Here is a 21,303-nt window from a genome sequence, read left to right as displayed (position 1 = left end):
TATTATATATGAGAAGAAGGAAGTGGAGTTTGTATTATTTAGCGCCATAAACTTTATCATCTAATGATTTTAAATGACTATCAAATTTAAATAAGTAACACCCAATAAAACCTACAATACCAATTAATATAAATACTAAACCATTACTATCTCCTTTTGCATTTCCGACAATATGAGTAAAGAAATTTTGTATAGAAGAGGGCTTATCCATAAAAGGTTTAAATATTTTATCTGTTAAAATGCCGCCTAAAATATATCCAATTGGGATAGAGGAGTATTGCAAAGCATTTCTTGCAGCAAAAACTCTACCTTGCATTTCTAGTGGGATTTTTGTTCTCATTAAATATTCAACATTAGCTGTTAAAAATGGAACTAAAAAGTAGCCTAAGAATATTGCAAGCATCCAAGTATAATATTTGTGTCCCATTCCAAGAGGAATATCACAAAGTAAAAACGATAATATCATTGAATTTATAATAATAGGAACTCTTTTCTTGGGTTCCTTCATTATAGTTACAATAATGCTGCCAATAATACCAGCTATACCAACCATACTGCTTACCATACCGAGTTCGTATTTGTTGTTTCCATTTCTAGATAAAATCATTGGTGTAAGATTGCAGCTTTCTATAGAAGCAATAAGATTAACAAAGGACATAAAAAGTATAAGGTGCAAAATGCCTTTCTTATTTTTAAGATAAACAAATCCTTGCTTGCAATTTGAAAGAAACTTGTCTTTATTTAATTGCTTTTTTAGTTTATCATTTGGAACATGTACAAAAAATAATAAGCATATGAAAGCAAATATAAAGCTGCACAGATCGAAAAATATAATTAAATTTAATCCAAGTAAAGCATAAAAAGCAGTACAAAGTATAGGTGAAAAGGTGGTATTGAATGCTGCTACAAAAGAACGAATGCCACTTATCTTTGTATAATAATCTTTTGGAACTATTAATGAAATTATTACATTGGAAGCTGGGTCCTCAAAGGCATCTACCATTCCGAGTACAAAATTAATTATATATAAGTAAACAATATCTAATCTGTTAAGTAAAATTAAGCATAATGTGATAACTGAAAAAAATGTTGCAATTAGATTTGCTATTAGCATTATTTTTTTCTTGTTCCATCCGTCAATAAAACTTCCTGCAAAAAAACTAAGTAATACAGAAGGAATAAGTGTACAAACTGTTAAAGCTGATATTGATAATACAGAGCCACTGTGTTCATATGCCCATAAAATTAATCCAAAGCTTGTCATTTTACTGCCGAATTGAGAAATAAATTGACCTAATTGTAATATATAAAAATTTTTTAATTCGTTGTTAAATTTTAAAGTTTTCATGTTAACGTCCCCTATAAGCTGATGATTTTGTTCAATACGATATTACCATCGCATAACATGACACTCAAGTTTATAGATATTTCTGTAATGTTTATGAGCGTAGGAAAATCAACACTTATTTAAAACATATCCAAAGAATTTAAAATAATATGCTAACTTTTTTATTTTATATCGTTATATATAGTGTAAAGGCTTTTACAATATGTAGATGAACAATATGGTAAATTCAAATGTTGTCAGCTTCTCTCCGCACCATATATGGCGCGATTGCGTAGGCAATAAAAAAATAAGTTTTTAGATTTTTCGTAGCGATAGCGGAGAAAAGTCATCCTTCGTTGTACTCTGTACTCTGTACTTTGTACTCTGAATTAAGTTGTTTATCTTTAGAAGTGTGAGGAAATAAGATGAGATCAAATAGTGAAAATTTTATTAAAAGGTTAAAGAGGAAAAAGGAAGATGCACTAGAGTATACCTATGATAAATATATTCCACTAGTAAAGGGAATTGTTTGTAAGGTGTTATTGAGATTTGAAGATAATGGTGTTGTAGAAGAGTGCATAAATGATGTGTTTTTAGCGGTTTGGAATAATTCTAATAAATTTGAAGGCGATGAAAAGATATTTAGAAGTTGGATAGGTGCTATAGCAAAATATAAAGCAATTGATTACTATAGGAAATTAATGAAAAGAACAGAAGATATTATGGATTCAATTGATATAGAAGAGAAAAATACTTTAGAAGATGAAATTATGATAAATGAAAATAAAAAAGATGTTATGAAACTGCTTTGTGAACTTGAAGAATTAGATAAACAAATTTTTATTATGAAGTATTTTTTAGGATTAAAAGCTGAGGAAATTGGAGAAAAGCTTGGTATAAGCAAAGCGGCTGTTGATAGCAGGGTGTTTAGAAGTAAAAAAAAGCTAAAAATAAAAGCCAATAATATTAAATTGGAGGTTGTTTAGGTATGAAGGATATATATGAGTTATTAAATGAAACTAAAATTGATTTTAGTGGGGTTACTGAGTTAGAAGTGAGTGAAGTGGAAAGAAAAAGAGGAAAGAGAAAGCTTATGGAAACTATAAGAAAGAAAAATAAAAATAAAAAATTAGTTGGCGCTGCTGCTGCAGCTTTAATAGTTGTAACCTCTGTAACAGTTGTAAATCCTGTATGGGCTAAAGATATTCCAGTTTTAGGCGATTTATTTAATCAGCAGCTTGTAAGTACAAATAGTAAGTATGCTTATTATACAAAAATAATCGGAAAAACTAAATCACAAAAAGGCATTGATGTAACTTTTGAAAATGCAGCTGTAGATAGTAATATGCTAAGTTTAAGTTTTACGATAAAAAATAACAATGCAGCAATAAAGAATCCAGAAACATTATTTATTCCATTAACCTTAAAGCTTAACGGAAAATATATATCGACAGGTGGATCGTTTTACACAAAAGTTATAAATCAAAATACAGTGAAATATTTGATGGATATAGACTTAGACGATAAAAATCTACCTGAAAATTTAAATTTGGATGTAGGAATTAAAAACATCTTCGACAAACAAGGTGATTGGGGAACAAAATTTTCAATGGATACAAAAGATATCAAAAGGGATACCCATGTGGAAAAGGTGAAGGATAAATTTAATATTGCTGGTGAAGATTTTATGCTTGATGAAGTAATTGTTTCGCCATTGACAACTAATATAAAATATCATGCTGAGAGTGATAATGATAAAATGGTTGATTTTTTAGTGCTCGATCAGGATGGAAATGAGGTTAAGTTTACAGGTGGAACTAGTAAGGGGGGAAAAAATAATGAAAATTTGTTTAGCATGAATTTTATTAATAATAAAAATATTAGTAAGCTAAAATTGATTCCTAGATATTTTGAGGGGATTAAAGGAATAAAAGTAGGTAGTAAGGAAGTAAATTTAGATAAATTTTCACAATTTGAATTAAGGTTAAATGACAGTGCAGCAATTGATATTGAAAATCTTAAAGTTGATGGAGAATACTTAATAGTTAAATACAATAATAAATATAAAGGTAAAACAATAGTTAGTCCAAATGGCGGTGACATAGGAGTAAAAGTCAATGGAACACTTTTAAAAGAAGAAAATGAATCTATTTTAACTGAAAAGTATAAAAGCGAAGATGCCAATATAAGGGTTTATAAAATTGGCAGTGCTAAAACTGTGGAAATAGAAGCCTATGATACAATGCTTAAAGAATTACATGAGGACGAAGCAATTACAGTTGTAAATAAATAAAGGCTATGTTTTAAATAAGTGTGAAAATCAACACTTATTTAAAACATAGCTTAAATAAAAATAGCGAAGTAACAATGCTTCGTCGCATTAAAAAAATTAATTACTGTCGTATTAGCCATAGTTTCAATTTTTTCTTTCTTCATGATACTAAGTGAAGTTAAGATTAGAGGAAGCAATGAATGCTTTTCAATTTGAGAGTTCAAAAAGAATACTAAATGAAGCAAATGAGTTTATTCAATAAATACCAATTGTTTGTATAAATTGGTATTGACAACATATATTAATAGTGATAATATTTATCACAATATTAATATTACAAATAAAAGCTTTGATGAGAAAGAGTAGTTATGTACCCTAAATAAAGAGAGGGAATGCTGGTGGAAATTTCCCAGGATGGTCTTAATGAAGGTAGTCTCGGAGCTTTAAACCGAAAACTTTATGTGAGTAGGCTTTAACGGAGTTCCCACTGTTAAAAGGGAAGTAGTATCGGCAGAATATATGCCCGTATTATTATTGAGAGTGTACGTATGTACAAACTTAGGTGGTACCACGGAGATTTACCCTTCGCCCTATATATTTTATAGAGCGAAGGGTTTTTTATTTTTCTAAAATGCGCAGTTAGGAAGATAAATCGTTAAAACAGAGTACAAAGGACAAAGTACAGAGTACAGTGAAGGTTGATTTTTCTCCGCCTCACTACGAAAAATCTTTATTGAATCTTACAAAATAATAGGTTAAAATCAAAAAGTTTATTATGTTTGATTGATAAGATAATTATTTAGTTATCTTTATAAGTATGCGTCAGCATTAAGTTTAAAAAATTTTCTGCTACAGCAGAAAGTTAACATTAACTGTACTCTGTACTTTGTACTCTGTCATCTGATATGTGATGGAGGTAAATAAAATGTTAGATAAAAAATATAACGCAGCTGAAGCAGAAAAAAGATGGAGAGATTATTGGCAGGAAGCTAATATATATAAATATGATTTTGAAAGTGAAAAGGAGACTTTTTCAATAGATACTCCGCCGCCAACGGTAAGTGGAAAACTTCATATAGGTCATATATTTTCATATACTCAAGCTGAAATAATAGCAAGATTTAAAAGGATGCAGGGGAAAAATGTATTTTATCCCTTTGGATTTGATGACAATGGTCTTCCAACAGAAAGGCTTGTTGAGAAGGAAGAAGGTATGAGGGCAGGAACTATGCCTAGGAGTGAGTTTATAGAAAAATGCTTACTAACCACAGAAAAATATGTTGAGGAATTTAAAAATCTTTGGCTTTCAATGGGTTTTAGCGTAGATTGGAACCTTCAATATGAAACTATAAGTAAAAATACGCAAAAGATATCTCAAAAAGCATTTTTGGATATGGCAAAGGTAGGCAAGGCGTATATTAAGGAGTCGCCTGTTTTATGGTGCACAAACTGTCAAACTTCAATTGCTCAGGCGGAACTTGAAAGCAAGGATATAGAAAGTACTTTTAATTATATACCCTTTATAGTAGATGGAGAGGAGCTATTAGTTGCAACAACGAGACCAGAACTTTTATATGGCTGTGTATGTTTGTTTATAAATCCAGAGGATGAAAAGCGCAGTAAATATATAGGCAAAAAAGCGATAGTTCCATTGTACAATTTTGACATACCAATTTTGTCTGACGAAAAGGTAAGCATTGATAAGGGAACAGGAATAGTAATGTGCGCAACCTTTGGCGATACAACAGATGCTTTCTGGTATGAAAAGTACAAATTGCCTTACAAAAGGGTTATAGAAAGCAATGGCAAAATAGCTGATAATGTTCCATTTATAGGTGGAAATAAGGTTTTAAAAGCAAGAGAAATCATAATAGAACTTCTTAAAGAAAATAACCTTTTAATAAAAAGTGAAACAATAACTCACGCAGTTTCAGTTCATGAGAGATGCGGGAAGCCAATAGAAATAATAAATTCTAAGCAATGGTATATAGATATTTTAAGTGAGAAGGAAAGATATTTAAAGGCAGCAGATGAAATAAATTGGTATCCGAGTTATATGAAAAACAAATATACAACTTGGGTTCAAAATTTAAAATGGGATTGGTGTATATCAAGGCAGAGATATTTTGGAGTTCCATTTCCTATATGGTACTGCAAAAAGTGCGGCAAGGTTATTTTTGCAAAGGAAAATGAGCTTCCGATAAATCCACTTGAAACAATGCCGCAAGAGCAATGCAGCTGTGGAAGCACAGAGTTTATTCCAGAAACAGCAGTATTTGATACCTGGGCAACTTCTTCATTAACTCCATTTATAAATGCAAAATGGAATACAGAAAATGACCTAACTGAAAAACTTATTCCAATGGGCATGAGAACACAAGCACACGAAATAATAAGAACTTGGGCATTTTACACAATAGTTAGAAGCTTGTTTCATATGGGAAAGTTGCCTTGGAAGGATGTTATGATAAGCGGTTTTGTTTTGGCTAAGAAAGGAGAGAAAATAAGTAAATCTAAAAATAATTCAGGGGCATCGCCAAAGGAGTTAATTGAGAGGCATTCAGCGGATGCACTTAGGTATTGGGCAGCTAATGCAAAGCTTGGAACTGATACTATGTTCTCTGAAGATGAACTCAAAATATCAAAGAAATTTTTAAACAAACTTTGGAATGCATCAAAATTTTGCATTATGCATATGGAGGATTTCGATGGGGTGAAGCCTAATATGCTGCTTCCAATTGATGAGTGGATAATTGAAAAAGTTAAAATTTTAGAGAGCGCTATGAAAGTGTGTTTAAATCAGTATGAAATTGGCCTTGCAAAACATGAGATAGATGAATTTTTTTGGAGTGATTTTTGTGATGACTATCTTGAAATAGTAAAAGATAGACTGTATAAACCAGAAATTCATGGGATAGAAGAAAGAAAATCAGGTCAATATGCATTGCATACAGCGCTTTTAGAAATATTAAAGCTTTATGCTATATATGTACCTTATATAACTGAAGAAATATACCAAGACTTCTATAGGCAATTTGAAAAAGCGGCTTCAATTCATATAATGCAATGGGATATTAAGGGAGATGATGTAAATAAAGATATATTGAATTTTGGAGAAAGTGTTAAAGGAATTATAGGTGATGTAAGAAAATATAAATCTGAAAAAAGTATTTCCTTAAAGGAAAAGATAAATGAATTGAAAATCAGTATTCCAGAAAATCAAAATGAATATTTACAAAAGACTTTAAAAGATATAAAGGCGTGTACTGCTGCTGAAAATATAGAAATTCAATTTGGTAAAAAATTCAACATTGAAATAATATAAAAAGGAGGGGACTAATTCCCTTCTTTATTAAGGTTAACGTATGAAATTACTTACTAAGCCACATATTTGAGATGTTCAAAGTGTTCATTCCACCCCAAATTCCCTTTGGATGCGAGAACTTGCCTATATTTTTAAGAGTATCATTAGTTGAAATTCAACATAAAACCCCCAATTTTTATAGAGAGAGGGGTTTTTATTTGGAAATATTTAAAAGCATCCCAATCCTGAAATATCACTTCCACTAACAGGACGCATAAATGTAATATCAGGTAAATTACCATTTGCAGTTCTACTTTTAGATAACTCATTTACATCTAAGCTTTGAAAATCTGAAGCTGATACAGTTATACCATCTGTATTCCATGAATTATTATTTGCATTTGCGTAAGGAAGATTGGAATCTTTTAGTGAAATTCCGCTATATGCAAGATTATAGTGTAGTATTTCTCTTGTTCCTGGAATATCCGTTGGATCATCTGGACTTACACGTTCAAGCATATCAAAATTTCCAAGTCTATTATTGTAGGCTGTATTATAAGTCCAAGTTGCAGCTTGTCCTGGCTGGTGATTTGCATAAAAGCCATGAGCATTATTATCTGCTGATATGCAGTACTTTACAGTATGAACTGGAGCCGGGTTAAAAGGAGTACCGCTTGCATAGCCACCAATTTTAAAACCATTGGAGTCACCACCAGCTCTCATATTGAAGGCCCAACAGTGATCAAAAGTATTAGAACCTCTTGAAGTTAAACAATCAAAACCATCATCACTATCGTTCCAAGCTCTACAGTACTGGAAGGTAACACCATCACCATGTGCTCCAAAGCCATCTGTATTTCCAATTGAATATGATGTAGTTCCTATGTTGTTGTAAGAATCACATTTAATGCAACTTCCAGTGCCATGATTTACAAAATAAAAGCCATTAGCAGCATTGTCATGGCAAGCTACTTGGTTAAAGGTGGCATTACCTTCTACCCTAAAGCATTCGGATTGTTTTTGATTACCAACTTGAACACCTGTTACTTGAATCGATAGAAAAGTGACTTTTGATACTCCTGGAGCTATGTGAAAAGCTGCAACACGTTTAGTAGCAGGAACTTTTGAAAAATCGAAAATTGGTACATTTGTAGAAGAATATGCTCTATAAGTAATTCCACTTTTAGTTATATTATTAACGTAATTATAATTGGAATCTGAAGCAGCAATTTTAAAATTATTGTAGCTTCCACCTAATATGTAAACTGTGTCACCATAAGAAGCTACTGTTTGGGCTTGTGTAATGCTTTCAAAAGGAGAGGCAAAAGTTCCTAAATTGTCATCATTACCGTATGGAGCTATATAATAATTAGCAGCATGAACTGTTTTAGATGAAATTAAAATGGAAGTTAAACTTATCCCTAAAAGCATAAAAAATAAAAATAGTTTTTTTGAAAAATGTTTCATTAAATATATCCTCCTCCTATTTATTACATAACTTTAAATTAATATTATGTAAAACAAAATATTTTGTTATTATATGTAATATAATGTATATTTATATTATATATTACAAATGAGGTTATGTAAACACAAAAAGTAAAATAGTTTTATTACAAAACAAGTTTATTGATTTGAATTTGGTTTTCAGGGGTATGAAAAATGGGGTGGATACAATGGCGGAATGCCAGGATTTGCTAAAAAGCAGAGGCTTTATTTTATAGGAATGTATACCTTCATATTTTTGTTAATATAGCCACTTGAATTTTTTTCGCTATGTGTTACATCAAAAGTAAATTTATCGGCTAATTGATATCCTGAAATTGGCAGCCATTCACCGTAGGCATAGGTGATAAGTGAACTATATTCCAAAGCTGAAAGTGGCTTCTCAGGTGTGAAAACCGCATATTTTTGTGGTGGAATAACCTTAAGTATCATTCCACTAGGAACAAATGAAGAGTATACTTCAAAACATGCTAGATGATATAATTCATTTGTTTTTGGATTTGTAATTTCAAAATATATTTTGTTATTTGGATCAATTATATTTTTTATTTTATATGTATTTGGTAAGAATGCACTTTGCCAAAAATTACGAAGAGTTTTTTTCTTTATATTTTCAATAACATTAGTTTTTAAGTCCATTCCGGCAAGGTAAATTTCCTTTTTTTTAATTACCTCAACATTTATATTTATGTCATCCTTATATCTAAAGCTATTTTTTATGGATTTACCGAAATTATTAAAATTCTCGTAAAGTAAAATTTCCTTTCTGCTTTTTCGATATTTTATAGGCGATATTCCATATAATGAAGTAAAAGCTCTTGTAAATACTTCATGGGAGTTAAATCCAGTATCCATAGCTATATCAATAATTCGATTATCAGATTTTACAAGCTTTTTTGCAGCTTTACTAAGACGTTTATTTCGTAAATATTCTTTGATTGTAAAGCCTGTTGAAGAAGCAAACAATTTATAAAAATGCGAAGTTGAAAAGCCAGCCGCGTTTGAAATGTCAGCAATAGATATATCATTTGCTAAGTTATCATTTATATATTCAAGCGCATTATTTATATTTTCTCTATAATACATTCTTTTTATCTCCTATAACTTAAAATATTAACTAAATTATAGCATACTATGAGCATTGTAGATTTAGTTTTATAAAAGTTAATAAAAAACATCAAAAAACAGTAAAAATGTAGACTTATAATGTAAATATATTAAAAGTTTTAAGGAGATGTAAAATATGAATATAGAATTTAAATTGGCAGATAAAGGTGACGTTAAAAGGCTTATTGAAGTCCAAAGTAAGAGTTTTTATGAGGATTACATTAAGTATGGAGAATGCCCTTCATATAATGAACCTGAAGATAGAATGTTGGGTTTAATTGAAAATGTTATAGTGTACAAAATACTTAAGGATAATGAGATAATTGGTGATATAATTATTTCAAAAAAAGAAGACAATAAATATTTTCTTAGAACTTTTAGTGTTATTCCGGAGTGTCAAAACTTAGGCATTGGGCAAAAGGCTTTAAAATATATTGATGAGGTATACAAAGATGCAACTGAGTGGTCATTGATAACACCATTTAAAAGTTATAGAAATCATCATTTATATGAGAAAATGGGATTTGTTAAATATGGAGAGTATGTGCATTCGGATGTTTTAATAATGTTTCAATATAGAAAGCAAAAATAGCTTTAAAGAGTATGAATAAGCAGAACTTAATTAAAAGGCTATGTTTTAAAAAATGCTGTATCAAAATAGGAGTTTGCACCTATTTTGATACAGCATTTTACTATTTTTAAAATTTATTGACATTAGTTAGTTAATAACGTATACTTATAAATATATAATAAATTTAATTATATCACATAATTAAATTTAAGTCAATAGAAAAAATATCTTTTTTAGGGGGATAAATAAATGAAAATAAATAATTTTATCGAAATGCTTGAAATATCTTTTAATATTATGGGAAATCAAGCTATTATTAATCCAACATTAATTAGAGATGATAGTAATATGATTTTAGTTGATGCAGGATGTCCTGGACAGCTTCCTCAAATTAAAGAAGCTATGGCCATGGCAGGAATTTCGTTTAATAAACTAGACAAAGTAATTTTAACCCATCATGATATTGATCATATTGGAAGTGTATCAAGTATATTAAAAGAATTACCTAATGTTAAGGTATTTGCTCATGAAAAAGAAATAGGTTATATAAATGGAGAAAAGCGTCCTATTAAGTTAGCACAAATGGAGGACAACTTAGATTCATTATCACCAGAAATGAAAGCCGTATATGAAAAATTTAAAATTGGGTTTGAAAATTCGAAGGTTAATGTAGACAAAACATTAATTGATGATGAAATATTACCATACTGTGGAGGAATTAAAGTTATCTTTACACCAGGGCATACACTAGGTCATATTTGTCTATATCTTGAACAATATAAAATTCTCATAGCGGGAGATGCATTAAGTGTTGAAAATGGCATGCTTTGTCAAATGTCTTCGGCAATTAATTGTGATATGAACTTGTATACAGATTCTTTGAAGAAGCTCACAGAATATGACGTGGAAACTGTAATATGTTATCATGGTGGTGTGTATGATAATAATGTAAATAAAGCTATAGAGGAACTGTATAATAAATTATCAAACAATAAATTATAATTTGAGTTATATAAATAGGAGAGATTGAAAATGGGCAATAAAGTAACATTTTATTTAATGAGACATGGACAAACTATAATAAACAAAGCAGGAAGAGTTCAGGGTTGGTGTGATGGTGTTCTTACTGATGAAGGCATAGAAGCAGCAAAAGATGCAGCAGTTGGGCTTAGAGACATTGAATTTAAAGCTGCATATAGTAGTGATTTACATAGAGCAGTAAAAACTGCAAGGATTATTATGTCTGAAAACAAAGCAAGCGAAAACCTTAAATTAGAGGAAATGCCAGAACTAAGAGAGGTTTACTGTGGTAAATACGAGGGTGAGATAGAAAAGATAATGTTTACCGATATAATGAAATATTTAAATGTAAGTTCTTTCAGTGAAATTAGAAGTTTTAGTGATTTTGAAAAATCATACATAGATAGCTGTGCTGCTTTAGATGAAACTGGACAAGCAGAAGATTATGATACTTTAATAAAAAGAGTTATGAGTGGACTTAACATTATAGGTAAAGAAAATTCACAAAGCGGCGGTGGAAATATACTTCTAGTTGTACATGGAGGAATGCTTAGAGCACTTCTTAAAGCAATAAATAAAGATTTGTGTATTACGGATATGGATAACTGCTGCGTAAGTAAACTTGAGTATGATAATGGTAAGTTTAAGGTTTTGTCAATAAATGATAAGAGTTATAAGGAAAGAGGGGAAAAATTGAGAAAAAGTAATTAATAACTGTGTGTTTTAAATTCATGGATTTTTGTATTTAAAATATAGATAAACCAGCTCAACTATTAAAATTCATTTGCACCAAAATGCCCCAAAGACGGCATTTTGGTGCAAATAAATTTTAAGTTTCGCAGTGGTTTATCTTTAGTAACATAAATTATGACTACAGTAACTTTTTTATGACTAATTGTTTATGTATTATTAAAGTATTATAAAGTTAATGTAAGGGGTAATTTAAAATGAAAAGTTTATTTGGCAAAAAAGCATATAATTACTGCTGTACTTGCAATAGTTATTATAGCAGTTTATTTCATTCTTATTAGAGCGAAGCTTAAAGCCACTATGGGTACTGTGCCTATAGAGCTTACCATAGGGATTATTTCAATTTTAGCTTTACTTACTTCTTTTTTAATTATGGTTGTTATGATTATTATTACTATAGGGGTTTTATTATTTACTAGAAAAAAGGCAGGTATAAAGCCATGGATTTTAAAAATTCGTAGGCAACTTATTATTACATTTACATTGCTATTTATGCTTGGCATTGTTACAGTAAGTTCTCAGCATATGACTTATACACCACCAATTGTTTGTAAGGGCGGTAAAGTCGTTTCCGGAAGCATTGCTGAACTTAGAAAAGTAAAGCTTAATGGCAGTAATGAATGGATAACTATACGCGGAAAAAATAAAGATAAGCCAATATTATTATTTTTGGCAGGTGGGCCTGGAGGGACTCTTTTGTCAGCTACTCGAATACAATTAAAAGCATTGGAAGACAATTTTGTTGTAGTTAATTGGGATCAGCCAGGAGCAGGAAAATCCTGCAATGCTGTAAAAGTCGATTTTCTTACTCCCAAAAGATATGTATCAGATGCATATGAACTTACTAAATACTTGTGTCAGAGGTTTAACAAAAAGAAAATTTATGTTTGTGGTGAGTCGTGGGGCAGTGCATTAGGTATAATGCTTGTAAAACAACATCCTGAGCTTTTTTCTGCTTTTGTTGGCACTGGACAAATGATTAGCTTTACAGATACCGAATTATATGATTATAATACTGCAATAAAAATGGCTAAGGAAAATGGCGATTCTAAGGTAGTTGAAAAACTTAAGAAGCAATCTCTTCCTCCATACTATGGCAATGGAGCAGTTTTAAAAGCATGGACATATTATTCATATCTTGACGAGTGTATGCAAAGAAATAAAAATATATGGAATTCTGGATATTCTACTTTTAGTGAAATGGCAGGTCCGGAATATGGATTGTATGATAAATTGAACTACATCTTAGGGATGATTAAGACATATGATCGTGTTTACCCACAGTTATATGGTATAGATTTTCGCAAGCAAGATGAAAAAATAGATGTACCAGTTTATATTTTCCAAGGCAGGCATGATATAAATGCACCTACTGAGTTTGTGCAGGAATACTACGATAAACTTAAAGCACCAAGTAAAAAATTAATTTGGTTTGAACATTCAGGTCATGATACCTGGAGGAATGAAAATAAAAAATTTTGTAATACGATGATAAATGTACTTCTTAAATGAAATTAAGTATATTAAAAAGGCTTTTGCATGTTTATAAAAGATTTGATATTATATAATAGAATACATGCTTACAATATTAGTTAAATAATATTAATACATGTAACTTTGCAGTATTATGTATGTAAAATCTATCTTATATGAATGCTGAGTGTTTAAACTGCAAAGTTTAATATTTAAAGGAGTGATGTTAAATGACAAATATAAAAGTTATTCATTTTACTAAAACTAGAGGAGTAATGTTTATTTAAAAAATAAAAGGCTCCTCTAGAATGCTTGTTAAATTAGAGGAGGAATATTAAAATTGATGGAAATAAGAACGGAAAGATTAAGAATTTTACAGTTGGACCTTTCGGATTTAGAGCTTTGCTCAAGGGAAAATGGAAAGGAAGAATTTGAAAGAAAAAATGGTTTAAATAGTAGTGGCAAAGAAACTAAGGAAGAAATAGAATTTGCCAATTATTTTTATCAAGCTGCTTTGAAGGATACTAGTAATGCTATGTGGTTTATGTTAATACAAATAGTTTTAATAGAAGAAAATAAAGTAATTGGAGGTCTTTGCTTTAAGGGAGGACCCGATGAAAATGGTGAAGTAGAAATAGGATATGGCTTAAATAGTGAAAGTTATTGGAATAAAGGATATATGACAGAAGCTGTTAGGTCAATAGTTAAATGGGCATTGGAACAAGAAGGAGTATCAGCAATTACTGCAGCTACAAATAAAGATAATTTTGCATCTCAAAAGGTCTTGAAGAAGATAAATATGATTAAGTATAGGGAAACAGAAAAATTGTTTTGGTGGAAAGTTACTGATGAGTTATTTAATAAATAATTAGAAAATTTTATAAGCGATTTTTATAAATTTGTATATGAAAAGATGCTGCTGTACCAGTTTTGGGTATAGCAGTATTTTGTATTATTAAAGGAGTATAATACTACTTTTAATATTGCTTGAAAATAAAATTGGAGGAATTTTATTTCCAAGCAAAGTGTATTTGTATTAAAAAAGAGTTCTTATATTTAAGTTACTTAATTAAGCTCTAGCTTCAAAATAATGATCTCCTCCGCTTTTTTTTGTTGCGCTAGATATTGCATCTGGTTTTTGGATATTTTGAGTTTTGCTCGCACTAGATACTGCATCAGTTTTTTGTATATTTGTAGTTGCATAAGTAGAATTTGAATATAGTGAATTAAATATTGATGATATATTCATTTCATAATTACCTTCCTTCTAAGTTTTAAAGCTTAATCAATTAGTTAGATTTATCTAAAAACTCTAAATTAATATAATACTTTTTTAGTATACATTTTAAAGTTTAAAGTCTACTTAGAAATTGCTTAAAACTTGCTGAGAGTTCTAAACTTAAGTGTAGATATAGATAAGCAATTTGAAAAATTAAAGTTGCTAATATGAAATTCATCCTGTTAAATTACAATTTGTCACGATAAACTTGGTATTTGCAATTTCAATATTCCAAGTTGCCTATCTATATTTGCGGATGTAGGGTGATATCTGATAATAAATGAATTTTAACGAAAAATTATTGCTAAAAGCTATTGTTTTTTATAAAAAATATATTAATTACAAATTTTATGTGTATAATAGTTATGTATGACGAATAGGAGGGAATAGGATATGAAGGTAAAGGGTTCCAAGTTTTTGCTAAATAGTAAACCAATTATAAAAGAGTTAGTTAGAATGCTATCAGAAAAGTATAAATATGTATCAGTTTTAGGTACAGATACAAGAGGTAAAACCTATAGTGTCTCTAAGACAGGAACAATAGTAAAGGATGTAATGATAGCTGAAAGAGGTTTTGTTATACGAGTTCATAACGGAATTAATTATTCTGAGTACTCTTTCAATGAAATAAGTGAAGATAAGCTAGGTAGTATTGTTAAAGAAGTAGAGACCAAGTTAAATAAAGTTTCTAAAGATACAAAGGTAAATTCATATCAGATTATAGAGGAAGATGAAATTAAAAATAGCTTTTTTGGTGAAGTTGAAAATGATCCAGAAGATGTAAGTTCAGAAGAAATAATAAAAGCTTTGACAGAGGTTAAGGATGCAGCTTTGTTACAATCTGATTTACTTATTAATTTTCAAGCAAATTATAATACTATGCATATTTCTAAGATATTTATATCAAATAAAAAGGATTTAGAACAATCCTATATAATTAGTGATGGAATATTATATTCAGTAGCTAAAAGAGAAGAAAAAATAAAGTATTATTATAAGAGCTTTTCTGGATTAAAGGGTTTAGAATTAGTTGATGAATATAAAAAAGCATATAAGGATGTAGTAGAGCAAAATATAAAATTATTGGATGCAAAACCAGTTAAACCAGGGGAATATGAAGTTATATGCACTCCGGAGGTATCTGGTTTAATAGCGCATGAAGCTTTTGGGCATGGAGTGGAAATGGACATGTTTGTTAAAAATAGAGCTAAAGGTGCTGAATATATAGGCAAAGAAGTAGCTTCTAAATTAACTACAATGCATGATGGTGCAGCAGCAGCAAAACATATATCTTCATATTTATTTGATGATGAAGGTACTATTGGTACGGATACAGTAGTTATAAAAGAAGGTATATTAAAAACAGGTATATCAGATTTGTTGTCAGCTATAAAATTAGGAACTACTCCAACAGGGAATGGTAAAAGAGAGTCTTTTGAAAGAAAAGCATATGCAAGAATGACTAACACATTTTTTGAGGCTGGAGAAGACAAAGTTGAAGATATGGTTGCATCAATAAAACATGGATATCTTTTAGAAGGAATGTTTAGCGGAATGGAGGACCCTAAAAACTGGGGAATTCAATGTATACTTCTTTTAGGTAAAGAAATTAAAGACGGTAAGTTTACTGGAAATTTAATATCGCCTGTAGTAATAACTGGTTTTGTCCCGGATTTATTGAAATCAATTTCAATGGTTTCTGAAAATGTTGAATTAGATGGAGCTGGATATTGCGGTAAAGGATATAAGGAGTATGTTAAAACTTCATCTGGCGGACCTTATATCAAAGCGAAAGTGAGGTTAGGATAATGTTAGATAGGATAGAAATGATTTTAAAAAACAATAAAAATATTGATGGCTATAAAATAATTGAAAGAAAGATAGAGTCAAGTGAACTTTTCTTTGTAAAAAAGAATGTGGATATGGATAGAGCAAAAAGTGTACATCATTTTAATGTAACAGTGTATAAAGATATTGAAGAAGCTGGCAAAAAATACAAAGGCTCTGCAGAAACAAATATTCACCCTACAATGAGCGACTTAGAAATAGAACAAGTAATAAATGATGCAGCTTTTGCAGCAAAGTTTGTTAAAAATGAATATTATCCATTAGTAAAATCAGCTGCTGGATATAAAAAAGTTTCAGCAGGTTGCTTTTCTAAAGAAGACTTATCTTATTGGATGAATGAATTAACAAAGGCCGTTTATAAAAATGATAATTATGAAAAAGGCGGAATTAATTCCTGCGAAATTTTCTTAAATAAGGTTTATACTCGTGTAGTAAATTCAGAAGGGGTTAATGTAGAGCAAAATAGTTATGAAGGTATGATTGAGTTTATCACAACTTGGAAAGAGGAAGGAGAAGAAATTGAACTTTATAAATGCTTAAACTTTTCGGAACTAGATACTGAAGCAATAGCTAAAGAAGTAGAAAATATGATAACTATATGTAGAGATAAGGCTATAGCTAAAAGTACTCCTAAGCTAAAAGGTATTCCTGTATTATTAACTAAAGGAGCAATTAAAGAATTCTTTCAATTTTACTATTCAAAATGTGGAGCTGATTCGGTTTATAGAAAGGAATCTACTTGGAAAATTGGAGATAAAGTTCAGGGTAAAACGGTTAAAGGCGATCTTGTAACAATGAAGCTAAATCCATTTATGAAAAACTCAACTTGTTCAAGTGGTTTTGATATGGATGGTTTAGCAGTAGAACCTGTAACTATATTGGAAAATGGAACTTTAAAAAGATATATTGGAAGTACAAGATTTGCACATTATTTAAAAGTAGCTCCAACAGGTGCTATTGAAAACATAGAAATAAGTGGAGGAACCAAAACTCTTAGTGAACTAAGGAAAGAACCATATCTTGAAGCCGCTGCTTTTTCAGATTTTACAATGGACTATATGACAGGTGATTTTTGTGGGGAAATAAGACTTGCCTGGTATTTTGATGGCAACAACACCGTGCCAGTAACTGGTGGTTCAATTTCCGGAAATATAAATGAACTTCAAAATAAAATGTTTTTATCTAAAGAACTTCAAAAGGATAATTGGTTTGAAGGTCCAGCAGCAGTTAAATTGTTTGATGCAACTGTGTCTGGGGTGGAATAAAATAATATTTTATACACAAATTTTAAACATTGCGAACCAAAGTGTAGTGCAAAATCAAAGAACCTTTGGCAGGTGCAGAAAAATGATGTTAGTGAATAGCGGCTCAAAATCCTAAATAAAATTAATAAAACTAAGCGGCAAATTTTTTAAAGCTTAAGAGCTTTCGATAACTCGCCAAAGGATGCTCAGACAATCTAAAGCTCTAAAGCTTTAAAAAATTTCCCACTAAGTTTTATACAATTTTATTTTAGAAATTTTTTCGCCACTATTCCCTAACATCATTTTTTTTCTACACCTACCAAAGGTTCTTTGATTAATTCACTACATCTTTATTTCACAATATGTAATTATTTTTTAATTTAAAACAGCATTATAACAATTTAAAAACTATTTTTGTATTGCACCAGAATTCCGTAGGTACGGAGGAATTTTTTCATTTAAACCACTGTAATTGCGAATTAAGCGTGTTGTAGGATGATTTAAATAAAATTTTATAAATCTTAGGTAAAAAACTTTAAAAGACTTAGAGGTTTCAATTGTCTGAGCAGACTCTCAGCGAGTTATTGAAACTTCTTAGGATTTTAAAGTTTTTTGCTTTAGATTTATTAATTTTATTTAATATCCTGCAATACACTTAATTCGCAATAAAATCATAAACAAAATTAATAAACTGATAAATAATTAATGATAAACTTACTAAATAATCAAAAATGTTAAAATAACATGACTTCTCATGTTTGATAAAATTGTACATAAAATGTAAAATTGAGTAAATGGGAATTAAATTACTTAGGAGGGTTTTTATGTATAAGGATATAATCACATTATCAGTTGTAAATTTCAATGCTGTATGGGGAGACAAAGAAACAAATTTAAATAGAATTAAAGGTTACATAGAAGCGGCAGCAAAGAAAGGTTCGGATTTTATTGTTTTTCCAGAAATGAGTCTTACTAGCTATGATGATATAGAGTCAACTCCAAAAGCTGAAAAGATGCAAACTAAGCTTGCAGAAACAATTCCAGGACCATCGACAGATGAAATTGAAGCTTTAGCTAAAAAGCTTGATATGTATGTTGTTTTAGGAATGCCAGAAAGAGATAAAGACGATGCAAGTAAAATATATAATTCTCTTGCTGTGTTTACCCCAGAAGGTTTATATGGTTCTTACAGGAAAATGCATCTTCCAGCACCAGAGCCAAACTGGGCAGTAAGAGGAGATAAGCCAATGCTTTTAGATACTCCATGGGGACCAATAGGTCTTGCAATTTGTTATGATTCATATTGTTTCCCTGAAATGACGCGTTATTATGTGGCTAAAGGTGCAAGGCTTTATATAAATAGTACTGCATATGCACATTGTCATGGACCAAGTCTTGCAAGAACGAACTTGGAAGCTAATTGCATAACAAATGGAATCTTCATTGCTTCAGCAAACTTATGCGGCTTAGATGTGGACAATTATTTTTGGGGTGGAAGCAGTATAATGGGCCCTGCAAGAGAAACATGGCAAGTACATTATTATACAGGTTTGCCATTCAATGAAAAGGGCGCTGATCAAGAAGGAATGTACACAGAAACCATAGATTTAGGTTTATCAACAAGATTTTTGTACAAGTATAATGAAGCAGTTGATGGAACAGACTTTAGACCAGATAAATACATTAAAATGTATCAAGAGATTTTAGATGATCCTAACTTTGGAAAAGTGAATTAAAATGAAATGTAATGAAATAATACAATACTGCTGTAATAAAAATAGAGCATATATTGATTATCCATTTGGAGATGCTCCTATTTGTATTAAGATAAACAAAAAGATATTTGCGCAAATATATCCTCTAAAGAATGACTATAAAATAACCTTAAAGTGTGATGCTGTGCTTGGTGATTTTTATAGACAACATTATCCGGGAGTAGTAGTGCGAGGATATCATTGTCCACCTGTTCAGCAGCCTTATTGGAACACTGTTTATATTGATAAAATTTCAGAAAATGAGCTTTTAATTATGATAGATCAAGCATATGACACGGTTATAAAAAGTTTCCCAAAGAAGGTCCAAAAGCTTTTAGCAGAAAAAGAAGATGAGCCTTTCAATATGACAATAAAAATTAGTGATGAAAAATTGATTCCTGTTTTAGATAATATATTTAGAAAACGTGCAAATGAAAGAATTTGTGTTGTGGGGACAACCTGCTGTGGAAAATCATATTTAACTAATAAGCTGGATAATTGCAGAGACATGGATAAGGAGATATTTCGTTTATTAAATGAAGATGAAACAAAAATTGTATGTCAAACTCCGTGGACATCAGAAATTGGCAAGATAATGGATGGTTATGTAAAAGAAAAAATTAAAACAAGACCTAATGAGCCTGTATTTGCTACAGTTCCTATAGAAAGTGACATTATTATTTATTTGAATATAAATGATGAACTTCTTAAAGAACACTGCAAAAAAAGAGGGGTTAAGCTGAAAGAGGCATTGGAAATGAAAAAAAGCATTGAAGATGAGCTTTATTTAGTTAAAGAGAAAGTTATAGAGATATGCTTTTAAAATGTTTTATGCTTAAGTCTAAATTTAGCTGGCGTAAGCCCTGTCCAACTTTTGAAAGTTCTATGAAAGGCACTAACTTCTGAGAAACCAAGCACATATGCAATTTCAGCTATTGTGATATTAGGATTAGTAAGATAGTTAACAGCTATATTTTTACGAGTGTCTTTCAATAATTCAGCATAAGAAGTATTTTCTTTATGTAAATGTAATTGCAAGCTTCTTACGCTTAAGGATAACTTTTTAGCAATAGTTTCAATTGAAATTAGATTGGATTTTAGTAATTCTTCAGTAATTATTTTAGTGACTTTATCATTATAGCAAGCATTAGTATTTAATTCTTCAATTGCAGTATTGGCGTTTTTTTCAAATAGATGTAATAAGCTTTTGTTGGGTTCTAGCACGGGCGTACTTAACAAATTACTATTAAATATTAACGCATTGGATGCCTTTTCAAAGAGTAGGTTACTTTGAAAGACTTTTTCATATTCACAAATATTTTTAGGTTTTGAATGTGTGAAATGAACTTCAATCAGTTGAATATTCTTGCCACATAATAATTTAATGTATGAAAGCATTCCGGAAAGTTTAAAGTCGGAAAATTGTATGTTATCTTTTAAAGAAGGATCTAAGGTTATATTGTTAAGTACTGCTTTATTTTTTAAAAGTTCAAAACTAGAAGCGCTTGTACTATCAATAAGCTTTTCATATCTACAATACTTTGTCCAGCATTCTTTTAAGGTAGAGCAATTCATTAAAACATATCCTAAAATATTTGAAAACCCCTTTGAGAGTCTCTGTCCTTGGTGAAGACCAATATAGCTATCCTTAGTTAAACTTTTAGCAGCTTCTATGATTTTTTTTACTTCAAGTCCTGATAATCTGTTATCTGGTGATGATAATATTGATTTATTAACCTTTGAAAAAGCAATAACTTCATCTATGCTAATGTTATAATTATTATCAAATTCCATTAAAAAGGCAGAAATTTTTGTTGCAGAAATTGACATGGAAGGATTCATATATTC

The 21,303-nt window shown here is 30.2% G+C and carries 17 protein-coding genes and 1 other annotated feature; of the genes, 12 read left to right on the top strand and 5 right to left on the bottom strand.

Translation table 11 applies throughout. The features are described 5' to 3' along the window. Positions 1 to 34: 34 nt before the first annotated feature. Positions 35 to 1,348, bottom strand: a complete 1,314-nt coding sequence (locus CUEA01_RS14690) for an MFS transporter (protein ID WP_234122443.1) — start codon at positions 1,346 to 1,348, stop codon at positions 35 to 37. 404 nt (positions 1,349 to 1,752) lie between these two features. On the opposite strand from CUEA01_RS14690, the gene CUEA01_RS14685 reads away from it, so the two are divergent. The 3 genes from CUEA01_RS14685 (at position 1,753) to CUEA01_RS14675 (ending at position 6,924) form a co-directional block, all read left to right on the top strand. Next, complete coding sequence (locus tag CUEA01_RS14685) at positions 1,753 to 2,313, top strand: sigma-70 family RNA polymerase sigma factor (protein WP_234122442.1); 561 nt, start codon at positions 1,753 to 1,755, stop codon at positions 2,311 to 2,313. 2 nt (positions 2,314 to 2,315) lie between these two features. Beyond that, complete coding sequence (locus CUEA01_RS14680; protein WP_234122441.1) at positions 2,316 to 3,620, top strand: DUF4179 domain-containing protein; 1,305 nt, start codon at positions 2,316 to 2,318, stop codon at positions 3,618 to 3,620. A gap of 319 nt (positions 3,621 to 3,939) precedes the next feature. Beyond that, positions 3,940 to 4,195 (top strand) — a binding site (T-box leader). A gap of 329 nt (positions 4,196 to 4,524) precedes the next feature. Further along, positions 4,525 to 6,924, top strand: a complete 2,400-nt coding sequence (locus tag CUEA01_RS14675; protein WP_234122440.1) for a valine--tRNA ligase — start codon at positions 4,525 to 4,527, stop codon at positions 6,922 to 6,924. 207 nt (positions 6,925 to 7,131) lie between these two features. Here CUEA01_RS14675 and CUEA01_RS14670 read toward each other — a convergent pair whose 3' ends face one another. Together CUEA01_RS14670 and CUEA01_RS14665 are read right to left on the bottom strand one after the other, a co-directional pair. Further along, the gene (locus CUEA01_RS14670; RefSeq protein WP_234122439.1) at positions 7,132 to 8,370 is read right to left on the bottom strand and encodes a right-handed parallel beta-helix repeat-containing protein; all 1,239 of its coding nucleotides are present in this window, start codon (positions 8,368 to 8,370) and stop codon (positions 7,132 to 7,134) included. A gap of 246 nt (positions 8,371 to 8,616) precedes the next feature. Beyond that, positions 8,617 to 9,495 (bottom strand): AraC family transcriptional regulator, encoded by an 879-nt coding sequence (locus tag CUEA01_RS14665; RefSeq protein WP_234122438.1) that lies wholly within the window; start codon positions 9,493 to 9,495, stop codon positions 8,617 to 8,619. Between the two features lie 157 nt (positions 9,496 to 9,652). Between CUEA01_RS14665 and CUEA01_RS14660 the strand changes: the two genes are divergently transcribed. From CUEA01_RS14660 to CUEA01_RS14640, 5 genes are all read left to right on the top strand, one after another. After that, positions 9,653 to 10,108 (top strand): GNAT family N-acetyltransferase, encoded by a 456-nt coding sequence (locus CUEA01_RS14660; RefSeq protein ID WP_234122437.1) that lies wholly within the window; start codon positions 9,653 to 9,655, stop codon positions 10,106 to 10,108. Between the two features lie 228 nt (positions 10,109 to 10,336). Continuing rightward, positions 10,337 to 11,089 carry an MBL fold metallo-hydrolase gene (locus CUEA01_RS14655; protein ID WP_234122436.1) on the top strand — a complete coding sequence of 251 codons (753 nt, stop codon included), beginning with the start codon at positions 10,337 to 10,339 and terminating at the stop codon, positions 11,087 to 11,089. 30 nt (positions 11,090 to 11,119) lie between these two features. Then, the gene (locus CUEA01_RS14650; protein WP_234122435.1) at positions 11,120 to 11,818 is read left to right on the top strand and encodes a histidine phosphatase family protein; all 699 of its coding nucleotides are present in this window, start codon (positions 11,120 to 11,122) and stop codon (positions 11,816 to 11,818) included. A 249-nt stretch (positions 11,819 to 12,067) separates the two neighbouring features. Then, the gene (locus CUEA01_RS14645; protein WP_234122434.1) at positions 12,068 to 13,369 is read left to right on the top strand and encodes an alpha/beta fold hydrolase; all 1,302 of its coding nucleotides are present in this window, start codon (positions 12,068 to 12,070) and stop codon (positions 13,367 to 13,369) included. Between the two features lie 304 nt (positions 13,370 to 13,673). Then, the gene (locus CUEA01_RS14640; RefSeq protein ID WP_234123353.1) at positions 13,674 to 14,198 is read left to right on the top strand and encodes a GNAT family N-acetyltransferase; all 525 of its coding nucleotides are present in this window, start codon (positions 13,674 to 13,676) and stop codon (positions 14,196 to 14,198) included. A 201-nt stretch (positions 14,199 to 14,399) separates the two neighbouring features. On the opposite strand, the gene CUEA01_RS14635 is transcribed toward CUEA01_RS14640, so the two are convergent. Beyond that, positions 14,400 to 14,579 (bottom strand): hypothetical protein, encoded by a 180-nt coding sequence (locus CUEA01_RS14635; protein ID WP_234122433.1) that lies wholly within the window; start codon positions 14,577 to 14,579, stop codon positions 14,400 to 14,402. 423 nt (positions 14,580 to 15,002) lie between these two features. Between CUEA01_RS14635 and CUEA01_RS14630 the strand changes: the two genes are divergently transcribed. The 4 genes from CUEA01_RS14630 to CUEA01_RS14615 all read left to right on the top strand — a co-directional run bounded on the left by CUEA01_RS14630 (position 15,003) and on the right by CUEA01_RS14615 (position 20,278). Further along, entirely contained in the window at positions 15,003 to 16,418 is a 1,416-nt protein-coding gene (locus tag CUEA01_RS14630) for a TldD/PmbA family protein (protein WP_234122432.1), read from the top strand. After that, positions 16,418 to 17,722 carry a metallopeptidase TldD-related protein gene (locus CUEA01_RS14625; RefSeq protein WP_234122431.1) on the top strand — a complete coding sequence of 435 codons (1,305 nt, stop codon included), beginning with the start codon at positions 16,418 to 16,420 and terminating at the stop codon, positions 17,720 to 17,722. The genes CUEA01_RS14630 and CUEA01_RS14625 overlap by 1 nt, the downstream gene beginning before the upstream one ends. A gap of 803 nt (positions 17,723 to 18,525) precedes the next feature. Next, the gene (locus CUEA01_RS14620; protein WP_234122430.1) at positions 18,526 to 19,437 is read left to right on the top strand and encodes a carbon-nitrogen hydrolase family protein; all 912 of its coding nucleotides are present in this window, start codon (positions 18,526 to 18,528) and stop codon (positions 19,435 to 19,437) included. 1 nt (position 19,438) lies between these two features. Beyond that, the gene (locus CUEA01_RS14615; RefSeq protein ID WP_234122429.1) at positions 19,439 to 20,278 is read left to right on the top strand and encodes an MmcQ/YjbR family DNA-binding protein; all 840 of its coding nucleotides are present in this window, start codon (positions 19,439 to 19,441) and stop codon (positions 20,276 to 20,278) included. Here the strand turns inward: CUEA01_RS14615 and CUEA01_RS14610 are convergent. Then, the gene (locus CUEA01_RS14610) at positions 20,275 to 21,285 is read right to left on the bottom strand and encodes an AraC family transcriptional regulator (protein WP_234122428.1); all 1,011 of its coding nucleotides are present in this window, start codon (positions 21,283 to 21,285) and stop codon (positions 20,275 to 20,277) included. The genes CUEA01_RS14615 and CUEA01_RS14610 overlap by 4 nt on opposite strands. Positions 21,286 to 21,303: the final 18 nt, after the last annotated feature.

The sequence above is a fragment of the Clostridium hydrogenum genome, assembly GCF_021432385.1.
Lineage (GTDB): Bacteria > Bacillota > Clostridia > Clostridiales > Clostridiaceae > Clostridium_S > Clostridium_S hydrogenum.
Note: the sequence above shows the minus strand (reverse complement) of the source record. Positions and strands in the feature narration are given on the sequence as shown.